Below are 11936 nucleotides of genomic sequence, written 5' to 3'. Positions count from 1 at the left end.
GTAACCCGATTCCATGAGTGATTCACCTATAGAGTTATCGCTGGATAATGATATCCAGTCGTCTGCCATCAAAGTGCCGCCCCATTCCATTGAGGCCGAGCAATCGGTGATTGGTGGCCTGATGCTGGAGAACAGCGCCTTTGATGATGTGTCTGAAATTGCGTCCGATGTGGACTTCTACCGCCGCGATCACCGGTTGATCTTCCGTGCCATTGCCCAATTGGCGGAGTTATCCAAGCCCTACGATGTGGTGACCCTTGGTGAGGCACTGGATAATGCCGGAATATTGGAAGATTGCGGTGGTATGGCCTATCTGGCGCAACTTGCCAAGAACACCCCCAGTGCCAGCAACATCAAAGCCTACGCCGAAATCGTACGGGAGCGCTCCGTACTGCGGCAGATGATCAGCGTTTCCAACGAAATTGCCGATGCAGCGTTTCACCCGGAAGGCCGCAGTTCCACCGATCTGCTGGACGAGGCGGAGCGCAAGGTGTTTGGTATTGCCGAGCAGGGCAACAAGCAAGGTGGTCCGCAACCCATCAATGTGGTGTTGAAGGAAACGGTCGACAAGATCGATCAACTGTTCAAGTCCGATGAAGCCATCATCGGTATTCCCACCGGCTTCAAACAATTGGACGAAACCTTCTCCGGCCTGCGTCCGGGAGCGCTGGTCATTGTGGCGGCGCGCCCTGCCATGGGTAAGACCACGTTCTCCATGAATCTGGCCGAGAACGCGCTGATTCGGGCCGGCAAGCCGGTACTGGTATTCAGCATGGAGATGCCGTCAGAACAAATCGTGATGCGGATGCTGGCGTCGCTGGGCCGGATCGACCTTACCCGGGTCACCACCGGTAAGCTGGAAGAGGAAGATTGGCCCCGTTTCAGCTCTGCGGTGAGTATCTTGGCCGAGCAGAAGCTGTTTATTGACGACTCAGCCGGTCTCAGCCCCACAGAAGTGCGTGCCCGCTCCCGCCGTGTGGCCCGTGAACACGGTGAAATTGGATTGATTCTGGTGGATTACCTGCAATTGATGCAGGTGCCCGGTGCAGAAAGCCGGGTTAATGAAATATCCGAGATTTCCCGTAGCCTGAAAGGCCTGGCCAAGGAAATGAATTGCCCTGTCATCGCCTTGTCTCAGCTCAACCGGGGCCTGGAGCAGCGGCCCAACAAACGGCCTGTCATGTCGGATCTGCGTGAATCCGGTGCCATTGAGCAGGATGCGGACATCATTATGTTCATCTATCGGGATGAAGTGTATAACGAGGATTCCGACGACAAAGGCATCGCCGAGATCATCGTCGGCAAAAATCGTAACGGCCCCATCGATAAGGCGCGCCTGGCGTTCATCGGCAAGTATTCCCGCTTCGATGAGCTGGCCCCGGAATCCTACGGAGACTTTTGATCTTGAGTCGTGGAACCTGTGCGGTCATTGATCTGGCTGCCCTCGGGCATAATGTGTCTGCGGCGCGATCCGCGGCCAAGAGCAGTAAGGTGTTGGCGGTGGTCAAAGCGGATGCTTACGGTCACGGCCTGGTGCCCGTTGCCAAAGCCCTGGCTGCTGCCAGTGATGCGCTGGGCGTGGCGACCTTCGAAGAGGGGGTGGCGCTGAGGCAGGCGGGCATTCAGCATCCGGTGCTGTTGATGGAGGGAGTACTGAGCGAGGCCCAGCTGCAACAGGCTGCCGAGTACGGTTTTCAAATTGTGGTGCATCAACCCTGGCAGTTGTCGATGTTGCTGGAATCCCATCTTTCCTGCGCGCTCAGCGTGTGGCTGAAAGTGGATACGGGCATGCATCGACTGGGTTTCGCCGAGCCCGGTTGTGCGTTGTTCTGGCAGCAGTTGCAGAACAGTCCCAAGGTGAAAGATGTGGTGTTAATGAGTCATCTGGCCTGTGCCGATGAAGCGGCGCACCCGCTCAACCAGCAGCAGGGTGAAGTCTTCCAGCGCCTGTGCCGGTCGGTGCGGGTGCAGCAGGCCAGCCTGGCCAATTCTGCGGCCACCCTGGATCGGCCGGAGTTTCATTACCAGTGGGTGCGCCCGGGTCTGATGTTGTACGGTGCGTCACCGTTTCCCGACCGGCTGGCGGTGGATCTGAATTTGAAACCCGCCATGCACCTGCAATCCCGAATCATATCCCGCTCCAGGGTGGCCGCCGGCGAGTCGGTGGGCTATGGCGCCACCTGGCGGGCCACCCGGCCCACGGACGTGGCGGTGGTGGCGATCGGTTACGGCGATGGCTATCCGCGTCACCTTTCGCCGCAGGCACAGGTGCTGATCCAGGGCCAGCGATGCCAGGTGGTGGGCCGGGTTTCCATGGATATGATTACCGTGGATGTGTCGGATTTGCCCGGGGCGGGCCCGCACACTCCGGTGACCCTGTGGGGGCCGGGGTTACCGGTGGAAGAGGTTGCCCAGTGGGCCGGTACGGTGAACTATGAACTGTTGTGCCAGATCACCGGTCGGGTGCAGCGGGTCTATCAACATGCCGAGTCGGTCTGATGCCGTTGTGGGTAACGCTCTACTTGGCCCTGATGGCGGTGTCCCTGCCGGTGGGGGTGATGATGTTGCGCCGCATGGAGCGGGATTGGCTGCACCCGGTGGGCGGGCTGGTGTCCACCCTGTTGAGCATGGCGTTTGTGCTCTCATACTGGATGCCGGATGCGATTCCCTTTAAAGCGCCTTCGGTGCTGATGCTGTATGGTTTCGTCCTGTTCTGGGATCTGTACTCCCTGCAGCGCCTGAAAACCAAATTACCGGATTATTTTGATATGCCCGAGGATTCCGGCCTGCAGTCCAACTCCGGGGCCTGGTTAATGGGGGTATTGCTGATGCTGCCGGCCTATTATTTTGGCGCGCTGGTGTGCATGCGGGCCTTCACCGGTTGACTGACTGATAGAGTGGTGTAAATGGCAAAAGCGAAGACCCAGTTTGTGTGCAGCGATTGCGGCAGTGTCTTTCCCAAGTGGGCGGGGCAGTGCGCCGATTGCGGTGCCTGGAATACCCTGACGGAATTCAACCCGGATCGGGGCCTGTCCGGCAACCGCGGGGGTAAAACCAGCTGGGCCGGCGAGGCCCGCAAGGTGACCACCATGGCCCAGGTGAATCTGGTGGAAGAGCCCCGCACCCCCACCGGCACCGGAGAATTGGATCGGGTGTTGGGGGGTGGCCTGGTGGAAGGTTCGGTGGTGCTGATCGGAGGGGATCCCGGCATCGGCAAATCCACGATCCTCCTGCAAACCATGACCCATCTGGCGGCACGGCAAACGGCGTTATACATCACCGGGGAGGAAAGCCTGCAACAGGTGGCGTTGCGGGCCAAGCGCCTGGATCTGCCCATGGACCAACTGCGCCTGATGTCGGAAACCAGTATTGAGAATATTCTGGCCACCGCCAACAAGGAGCAGCCCAAGGTAATGGTGGTGGATTCCATTCAAACGGTTTACTCCGAGGGCCTCAGTTCCGCCCCCGGTGGCGTCTCGCAGGTGCGTGAATGCGCCGCGGCCCTGGTGCGCTTTGCCAAGCAGACCGGCACCGCACTGTTCCTGGTGGGGCATGTCACCAAAGAAGGGGCTCTGGCGGGGCCCAGGGTGCTGGAGCATATGGTGGACAGCGTGCTCTACTTTGAAGGGGAGCAGGACAACCGTTTCCGCATGATACGGGCGGTGAAAAACCGTTTTGGGGCGGTCAACGAGCTGGGCGTGTTTGCCATGACCGATAAAGGTCTGCGCGAAGTGAGCAATCCCTCCGCGATTTTCTTGTCCCGTTATGAACAGCCCATTCCCGGCAGCATTGTCATGGTAACCCGGGAAGGCAGCCGGCCATTGCTGGTGGAAGTGCAGGCTCTGGTGGACGACAGCCAGCTGGGCAACCCCCGCCGGGTGGCGGTAGGCCTGGATCAGAACCGGCTGGCAATGTTACTGGCGGTGCTGCACCGCCACGGCGGGGTGGCCACCATGGGCATGGATGTGTTTGTGAACGTGGTGGGGGGTGTCAAGGTGCTGGAAACCGGTTCCGATCTGGCGGTACTGATTTCAGTAGTGTCCAGCCTGCGTAATCTGGCATTGGATACCCAGTTGATAGTGTTTGGCGAGATCGGGCTCTCCGGTGAGATCCGGCCGGTGCCCAGTGGTCAGGAGCGCCTGCGGGAAGCCGCCAAACATGGTTTCACCCGCGCCATTGTACCCAAGGGAAACCAGCCCAAAGCCGCCATTGACGGGCTTGAAGTGGTGGCGGTGTCGCGCCTGGAGCAGGCCCTGGATGCGCTCTGATATGCTCTGGTACTACCTTTCAATGGTTGGCAAAAGTCACCAGCGCTTCAATCTCCCGTTCCAGCAGCGCTTCGTTACCGGTATTTAATTCCACAATGCGCCTCAGGTGCGAGGCGCTGTCCACGTCAATATGATCGCAGGCGATGCCGGTGCGGTTGCCTTCCAGGTGGGCCACATGGCCTTCCAGACGAATTTCGGTCTCTTCATCACTCAGCAGCAGATACACGGACACCGGATCGTCTATCTCCAGGCCGCAGTCGACGGTCTGCTCCAGAAGCGCGCCTTTCAACGAAATATCCAATAGCTTGGCAGGCCAGTCGTTCTCCCCTCGAATCAGGCGTGCGCTGGCATCAAAAGCAATGCGGGTGAAGTTGCGTTTTTCGATCATGGCCCTGAGCTCACCTGGTTAAGAATGGTCCTGCACTTATAAAGCATAGTCAATCTTTCATAAAAAGCCGAAATTCCGTTTTTTTCAAGTCGGCGCTGTGGGGAATTTGTAACGTTGTGAAACGGGACCGTACTTGGTTATTAATTGAATAACATTCGAACCGAGCATGGAAAAAACATCTAAAAATCACAAATATTAACTACAAAAACTTTTGATGCTGCGTTAATAATTAAAAGATGAAAACGGTAGCGCTTTAAGGGATTATTTGCCGAGCAAATCAGCCAAGGGACCAGGCGGGGTCAGACCGGCTTAATCAGGTCTGATGAACAGATACATGGTTTCACATCTCTGATAAAGAATGATGCTGTAGAGGTATGGGGTTATGAGAACGACATCCACCACTGAAGATACGCAATTCGTCGATGAACTGGATGATGACATGATGGACGACATCGACGGCGAAATCGAAAAGCGCCTGGAAGCCAAGAGCAAACGCTCCGGCGACTATTTGCGTAAGATCGAGGCGTTGATGGAAGAGCGTCGCTTAAAGCACGACCTGGATGATTATGACGACTGGGATGACATCAACGACGAATGAATAATCAAACAAGCCGCTCAATGAGCGGCTTGTTTGTATCGTGGTGCCTTTTCTTCAGATGGCTAAGCGCTACTGGATCTTTTTGTACTTCAGCCGTTTTGGCTGTACGGATTCCTCGCCGTATTTCTTCTTCTTGTAGGCTTCGTATTCGGTGAAGTTGCCTTCGAAGAACTCGACTCCCTCCTCACCTTCAAAGTCCAGAATGTGCGTGGCGATCCGGTCCAGGAACCAGCGATCGTGCGAGATCACAATGGCGGTGCCGGCGTAGGTAAGCAACGCCTCCTCCAGAGCCCGCAGGGTTTCCACGTCCAGGTCGTTGGTGGGTTCGTCCAACAGCAGTACGTTGCCGCCCTTGCGCAACAGTTTGGCCAGGTGCAGGCGGTTACGCTCACCACCGGACAGCTCGCCCACCCGTTTCTGCTGGTCGGAACCTTTGAAGTTAAAACGCCCCACATAGGATCGGGAGGGCATTTCGAACGAGCCCACCTTAATGATGTCGAGGCCATCGGACACCTCTTCCCACACGGTTTTGTTGCCGTCCAGCTCATCGCGGGATTGATCAACGTAGGCCAGGTCGACGGTTTCACCCAGATGCACTTCACCTTTTTCGGGCTTCTCTTCACCCACGATCATGCGGAACAGGGTGGTTTTACCGGCCCCGTTGGGGCCGATGATGCCCACAATGGCGCCCTTGGGCACGGCGAAGTTCAGGTCATCATAGAGTACGCGGTCGCCGAAACCTTTGGTGACGCCGCGGAACTCAATGACATCATCCCCCAGGCGTTCAGCCACGGGAATGAACAGCTCCTGGGTTTCGTTGCGTTTCTGCGCTTCCTGGCTGGACAGCTCCTCGAAACGGGCCATGCGGGCTTTGCTTTTGGCCTGGCGGCCTTTGGCGTTGGAGCGCACCCACTCCAGCTCGGCCTTGATGGCTTTCTGGCGGGAAACTTCCTGTTTGGCTTCCTGGGCCAGGCGCTCGTCTTTTTGCTCCAGCCAGGAGGAATAGTTGCCCTTCCAGGGAATGCCATGGCCCCGATCCAGCTCCAGAATCCACTCGGCGGCGTTGTCGAGGAAGTAACGGTCGTGGGTGATGGCCACCACAGTGCCCTTGTATTCGTGCAGGAACCGTTCTAACCAAGCCACGGATTCCGCATCCAGGTGGTTGGTGGGTTCGTCCAGCAACAGCATGTCCGGGCTTGACAGCAACAGGCGACACAGGGCCACCCGACGCTTTTCACCACCGGAGAGCTTGGTAACCTCTGCTTCCCAGGGTGGCAGGCGCAGGGCGTCAGCGGCAATCTCCAGGGTGCGCTCAAGATCCCAACCGTTGGCGGCGTCGATCTTGTTCTGCAGTTCCGCCTGTTCTTCCAGCAGCGCGTTCATTTCGTCATCCGACATGGGTTCGGCAAATTTCATGCTGATCTCGTCGAAACGGGTCATGACGTCTTTTAATTCGCGAATGCCGTCCTCAACGTTGCCCCGCACATCCTTGCTTTCATCCAGCTGCGGCTCCTGCGGTAAATAGCCGATGTTGATTCCGGTGGCGGGGCGGGCTTCCCCGTCGAACTCTTTATCCACTCCTGCCATAATGCGCAGCAGGGTGGATTTTCCCGCGCCGTTCAGGCCCAGTACGCCGATCTTGGCACCCGGGAAGAATGACAGGGAGATGTCCTTCAGGATTTCGCGTTTGGGGGGCACCACTTTGGATACCCGATGCATCGTGTATATATATTGTGCCATAACAGGAAAGTAACTAGTCAGTTGTGGAAGGAATTGGGGCGTACGCTACCCCAATTGCAGGGCTGATGCAAACACCGCGGTGTGGGCTCCCTGCCCTGATTTGAAGCATGCGTGACCGCCATTTTGGGAGACTGTGTGAGAAAGCATAAGTGTAACGGCATCAGCCTGATAATCTGCGCGTGGCTGGCATTGTGGGCGTTGCCCGGGCAGGCCCAGTTGGGGGTGTCCGGCAGTGTCGCCCCGGCGGAGGAGCCATCCAAGGTGGATGCCCTGAGCAAGGAGCTGGATCTGCTGAATAAGGAGCTGCAGCAACAGGAATCCCTGACCCAGTCGCTGCAGCAGGACATACAAGTGGTAAAAAACGAAATTCAGTCTGCCCCTGAGTTGGCCGATCAGCTGCGCCGGGAAATCAGGCGCCTGGAAAAGAGCGCCGAACGGGCGCAGGTTCCGGGTTCCCAGGACGGGCTGGAGGCAACCATCGGTCTGCTGGAAGCGCAGGCCAAAGCACTGCAGGAAAGTCTCTCCTATGTGCTGGAGCGCATCGGTGAACAGCAATCACTGCCCAGTCAGGCCCGGGCTGAAGTGAAAGCCGCCCAGGCTCAGGCCCAGCAACTGCAGGAGAAGATGCGCTCACTGCAGAGCACCGGCAGGAACGAGTCCATCCGCTCCATGCAGATGAACCTGCTGAAGCAGCAACAGACCAATGCCAATTTACGCAAGGAACTGGCGCAGAACCGCCTTGAGGGCTACCAGAAGCTGCTGGACCTCTACACGGTCAATCGTGATCTGTTGTTTATGCGCATGGAACTGTTGAAGTCGGCATTGGCATTGTTGCGAGAGAAGCGGGACGAAATGCGCCTGCAAACCGCTGACCAACAGCAGGACACCACGGTGACCCTGCAGGGTGACTACGCGCAGCTGCCTGAGGTGTTGCAATCTGAATTGCAGGAAAACGGACGTCTGAAAGACCTGCTGCTGTCGCGCACGGAAGACCTCAATGACATCACCGACGAACTGGTGCAGGGCAAGCAGGAGCTGCAGGATATTCGCTACCGGTTTGAGGTAGCCAAACAGCAACTGGAGCTGACCGAATACTATCAGTTTGTGGATGATTACCTGTTGCGGCAAAGGCAGATGCTGCAGGCCAAAATTCGCGAGCAGGAATCCAATACGTCGCTGCACACCGAGGTTTCCAAAGCGCGTCTGCAACAGTTCCGGCTTGATGAGAAGCTCCACCACGTGCGCACCGATACGGCCCGGCGCCAGTCCATCCGCAAACTGCTCGACGAGGCAGAGCCGGATTCCGCCATTGCGGATAGTCAACAGCTGCAGGGAGACCTGTATCGCATCTACGAGGGGCGGGCAGATCTGCTCACCAGGCTGGTGGAAGTGAATGCGGATTATGTGGTGAATCTTACCAATCTGGAGCTACTCAATGAAGAGCAGCTCAATGAACGCAAGCGGTTTTATGAACTGCTGAACAAGAAACTGTTCTGGCGGCGCAGTGCGACACCGCTCAACTGGGAATGGCTGACTTTATTGCCGGGCAGTGTGCGCTGGTTTGTAATGGAACAATCCTGGTTGGAGCCTTTCAGTGTCTGGTACCGCACTCTGGTGCGGCCGGTGTATCCGCTGCTGTTGTTGATGTTTGCAGGGGCCGCCTATGTTGCAGGCCGGCACAGAGTCATGCAGCGCCTGGAATACGGCAGCGACAAGATCGGTAACGTAACCAAAGACCGGTTCCGTTACACCTTTGAGGCGTTGTTCGGTACCGTACTGTTGGCGTTGCCGCTGCCGTTGCTGTTATCTGTCCTGGCCTATCCGCTGGTGAGCCAAAACGAAGCTTCATTATTCGCCGCCGGGGTGGGGTCTGCGTTTCTGGTATTGGCGCGTTGGGTGTTCCTGTTTGAGTTCATGCGCCATCTGGTGCGCCGCAAAGGGCTGGCGCAGGGGCATTTCCGTTGGCGCGAATCGTCCATTGTGGCGTTGAAGCGCTGGCTGCCGTTGTTGTATCTGCAGTTGCCCGGTGCCTTTGTGTTTATCGTGGTGTGGCGCGAAGGGGATGAGCTGCATTCCGGAATTCTGGGGCGGGCGGCCTTTCTGGTGGTGGCCACTTTGTTTGTGGTGTATTGCGCCCGTATGTTCAATCCCCGTCTGGGGGTGACCCAGCAGGAAGTGGGCAAGCGTGGCCACTGGTATCAACGCTGGAACCGCTCTCTGTACTGGGTGTGTGTGTTGATCCCGGCCGCATTGGTGATGCTGTCGATGCAAGGCTACAGCTTCAGTGCCATGGAGATCATGGTGTTGATGTACCAGACATTGATGTATGGCTTTTTCATCTTCATTGCAGAGCAGGTGATGATGCGCTGGTTTGCGGTGCTGGAGCGCAAGTTAGCCTATGCCCGGGCCATTGAAAAACGCGATGCGCAACGCAAAGTCAAGGAACAGCAGGAGGCTGCCGGAGCGGCCGGGGAAGCCGTGCCTGAACTCGAGCTGCCGTCGTTGGACGTGGCCACCATCAGCGAACAGAACCGCGCGCTGCTGCGGGTCATCTTCTTTTCGTTGTTTGCGCTGGTGTGCTACTGGAGCTGGCAGGATTTCTTCCAGGCCATACAGATTTTCCAGGAGATCAAACTCTGGAGTTACAACGTAGCCACGGAGGCGGGCACCGAAACCCATGTGGTTACCTTGGAAACACTGTTTGCCGTGATTCTGGCCTTGGTGATCAGTTACGCCGGGGTGAAAAATTTGCCAGGGTTGATCGAGGTATTGATTCTGCAGCGACTGCAGGTGGATTCCGGAATCCGCTTCGCCATCACCACCACCGCGCGCTACCTGGTGATCACCACCGGCGTGTTGATTGTGTCCGGAATGATTGGCCTGGAGTGGAGCAAACTGGGCTGGCTGGTGGCGGCGCTGGGGGTTGGGCTGGGCTTTGGTTTACAGGAGATCTTCGCCAACTTTATTTCCGGGCTGATTATTCTGTTCGAACGCCCCATTCGTATCGGGGATACGGTGACCATCAATAATCTGAGCGGTACGGTGAGCCAGATCCGGATGCGCGCCACCACCATTACCGACTGGGATCAGAAAGAGCTGATCATTCCGAACAAGACCTTTGTGACCAGCCAGTTTATCAATTGGACCCTGAGCGACAGTACCACCCGGGTGGTGATCAAAGTGGGGGTTGCCTATGGTTCCGATACGGATCTGGTTACGCAAACCCTGATGGAGATTGCTCAGGCCAACAGCACCGTGCTGAAAGATCCGGCACCGACGGCCTTCTTCCTGGGCTTTGGTGCCAGCTCCCTGGATTTTGAGTTGCGGGCCTTTGTTTCCAATTTTTCCCACCGCTTGCTGTTGATACACGATCTGCATACGGCCATCGACAAGCGCTTCAAAACGCTGGGCATTGAGATCGCGTTCCCGCAGTTGGATTTGCATGTTAAACATCTGCCCAAGGGCGAGCCGAAGAGCGGCTAATAGCATTAGGCTGATATGAAGAAAATTGATGAATAAGAGCAGGACTTTCATGTGCCGTTGTGCGGCGTTTTATGTACAATACCGCCCTCATTTAAGCCAGCCCGCGCCTTGTGCGACAGTGGCGGCAGGCGCCAAGCCAAATTGAATTAGTTTGTGTCCAGTTAGCCAGTGAATCGCGGGAGTGACCATGTTTTCAGCCGAAATGAATATTGCCGATTTTGATCCCGAACTGTGGGAAGCCATGGAGGCTGAAAAACAGCGTCAGGAGGAGCACATCGAACTGATCGCCTCGGAGAACTACACCAGCCCCCGGGTGATGCAGGCTCAGGGTTCCGTGCTGACCAACAAGTACGCAGAAGGCTATCCACACAAGCGCTACTACGGCGGTTGTGAATACGTGGACATTGCTGAGCAGCTGGCCATTGACCGGGTAAAAGCCCTGTTTGGTGCCGATTATGCCAATGTGCAGCCACACTCCGGTTCCCAGGCCAACGCGGCAGTGTACATGGCGCTTCTGAACCCCGGTGACACCGTGCTGGGTATGAGCCTGGCGGAAGGGGGGCACCTGACCCACGGCGCCAAGGTCAATTTCTCCGGCAAGATGTACAACGCCGTGCAGTATGGCCTGGATCACAGCACCGGCGAGGTGGATTACGAGCAGGTGGCTGAACTGGCGCGCGAGCACAAACCGAAAATGATACTGGCGGGATTCTCTGCCTATTCCCGCACCATGGACTGGCAGAAATTCCGTGACATCGCCGATGAAGTGGGAGCCTATCTGATGGTGGATATGGCCCATGTGGCGGGTCTGGTTGCCGCGGGTGTCTACCCCAATCCGGTGAACATCGCCGATGTCACCACCTCAACCACGCACAAGACACTGGGTGGCCCCCGCGGTGGCATTATCCTGGCCCGCAAGAACGAAGAGCTGGAGAAGAAACTCAATTCAGCCGTGTTCCCCGGTGGTCAAGGCGGTCCCCTGATGCACGTGATCGCCGCCAAGGCGGTGTGCTTCAAGGAAGCCATGAGCGATGAATTCAAATCCTACCAGCAGCAGGTGGTGAAGAACGCCCAGGCCATGGCCGGTGTGTTCATCGAGCGTGGCTACGATGTGATTTCCGGTGGCACGGATAACCACCTGTTCCTGCTGTCACTGATTAAGCAGGACATTACCGGTAAAGATGCCGACGCCGCGTTGGGCAAGGCCTTTATCACCGTTAACAAAAATGCGGTGCCCAATGATCCCCGTTCACCTTTTGTCACCAGTGGGTTGCGCATTGGTACGCCCGCAGTGACCCGGCGTGGATTTGGTGAGGCCGAGGTGAAAGAACTGGCAGGCTGGATGTGTGACATTCTGGCGGACCTGGACAACGAGGAACTGATTGCCCAGGTGCGGGAAAAAGTGAAAGCGGTTTGCGCCAGGTATCCCGTCTACGGTAAGTAAGGCGCGCGGTCCGTG

At 57.1% G+C, this 11936-nt stretch carries 9 protein-coding genes; 7 read left to right on the top strand and 2 right to left on the bottom strand.

Features of this window, described 5'->3' with window-relative positions:
- Positions 1-13: 13 nt before the first annotated feature.
- From dnaB to radA, 4 genes are read left to right on the top strand one after another with little or no spacing between them, the layout of a single operon-like run.
- Positions 14-1402 carry a replicative DNA helicase gene (gene dnaB, locus D9N13_RS21680; RefSeq protein ID WP_290594063.1) on the top strand — a complete coding sequence of 463 codons (1389 nt, stop codon included), beginning with the start codon at positions 14-16 and terminating at the stop codon, positions 1400-1402.
- A 2-nt stretch (positions 1403-1404) separates the two neighbouring features.
- Entirely contained in the window at positions 1405-2499 is a 1095-nt protein-coding gene (gene alr / locus D9N13_RS21675) for an alanine racemase (RefSeq protein ID WP_290594062.1), read from the top strand.
- Positions 2499-2885, top strand: coding sequence for a hypothetical protein (locus D9N13_RS21670; RefSeq protein ID WP_290594061.1), 387 nt, complete (start codon positions 2499-2501; stop codon positions 2883-2885). The genes alr and D9N13_RS21670 overlap by 1 nt, the downstream gene beginning before the upstream one ends.
- 21 nt (positions 2886-2906) lie before the next feature.
- On the top strand, positions 2907-4268 hold the full coding sequence (gene radA / locus D9N13_RS21665; RefSeq protein ID WP_290594060.1) for a DNA repair protein RadA: 1362 nt from the start codon (positions 2907-2909) through the stop codon (positions 4266-4268).
- 19 nt (positions 4269-4287) lie between these two features.
- On the opposite strand, the gene D9N13_RS21660 is transcribed toward radA, so the two are convergent.
- Positions 4288-4656 carry a PilZ domain-containing protein gene (locus tag D9N13_RS21660; RefSeq protein WP_290594059.1) on the bottom strand — a complete coding sequence of 123 codons (369 nt, stop codon included), beginning with the start codon at positions 4654-4656 and terminating at the stop codon, positions 4288-4290.
- 382 nt (positions 4657-5038) lie between these two features.
- On the opposite strand from D9N13_RS21660, the gene D9N13_RS21655 reads away from it, so the two are divergent.
- Positions 5039-5254, top strand: a complete 216-nt coding sequence (locus D9N13_RS21655; RefSeq protein ID WP_290594058.1) for a PA3496 family putative envelope integrity protein — start codon at positions 5039-5041, stop codon at positions 5252-5254.
- Between the two features lie 69 nt (positions 5255-5323).
- Here D9N13_RS21655 and ettA read toward each other — a convergent pair whose 3' ends face one another.
- Positions 5324-6994 (bottom strand): energy-dependent translational throttle protein EttA, encoded by a 1671-nt coding sequence (gene ettA / locus D9N13_RS21650; protein WP_290594057.1) that lies wholly within the window; start codon positions 6992-6994, stop codon positions 5324-5326.
- Between the two features lie 135 nt (positions 6995-7129).
- On the opposite strand from ettA, the gene D9N13_RS21645 reads away from it, so the two are divergent.
- Both D9N13_RS21645 and glyA read left to right on the top strand, forming a co-directional pair.
- Positions 7130-10477, top strand: a complete 3348-nt coding sequence (locus D9N13_RS21645) for a mechanosensitive ion channel domain-containing protein (protein WP_290594056.1) — start codon at positions 7130-7132, stop codon at positions 10475-10477.
- Positions 10478-10664: 187 nt separating this feature from the next.
- Positions 10665-11921, top strand: coding sequence for a serine hydroxymethyltransferase (glyA, locus tag D9N13_RS21640; protein WP_290594055.1), 1257 nt, complete (start codon positions 10665-10667; stop codon positions 11919-11921).
- Positions 11922-11936: the final 15 nt, after the last annotated feature.

It is taken from the genome of Ketobacter sp. GenoA1 (assembly GCF_003671475.1).
Taxonomy (GTDB): Bacteria; Pseudomonadota; Gammaproteobacteria; order Pseudomonadales; family Ketobacteraceae; genus Ketobacter.
This window is presented reverse-complemented; position numbering and strand designations above follow the sequence as displayed.

Coding starts and splice junctions, on each gene's coding strand:
- ettA (WP_290594057.1), bottom strand. CDS start 6,994: ATGGCACAATATATATACACGATGCATCGGGTATCCAAAGTGGTGCCC.
- dnaB (WP_290594063.1), top strand. CDS start 14: ATGAGTGATTCACCTATAGAGTTATCGCTGGATAATGATATCCAGTCG.
- D9N13_RS21655 (WP_290594058.1), top strand. CDS start 5,039: ATGAGAACGACATCCACCACTGAAGATACGCAATTCGTCGATGAACTG.
- D9N13_RS21660 (WP_290594059.1), bottom strand. CDS start 4,656: ATGATCGAAAAACGCAACTTCACCCGCATTGCTTTTGATGCCAGCGCA.
- radA (WP_290594060.1), top strand. CDS start 2,907: ATGGCAAAAGCGAAGACCCAGTTTGTGTGCAGCGATTGCGGCAGTGTC.
- glyA (WP_290594055.1), top strand. CDS start 10,665: ATGTTTTCAGCCGAAATGAATATTGCCGATTTTGATCCCGAACTGTGG.
- D9N13_RS21670 (WP_290594061.1), top strand. CDS start 2,499: ATGCCGTTGTGGGTAACGCTCTACTTGGCCCTGATGGCGGTGTCCCTG.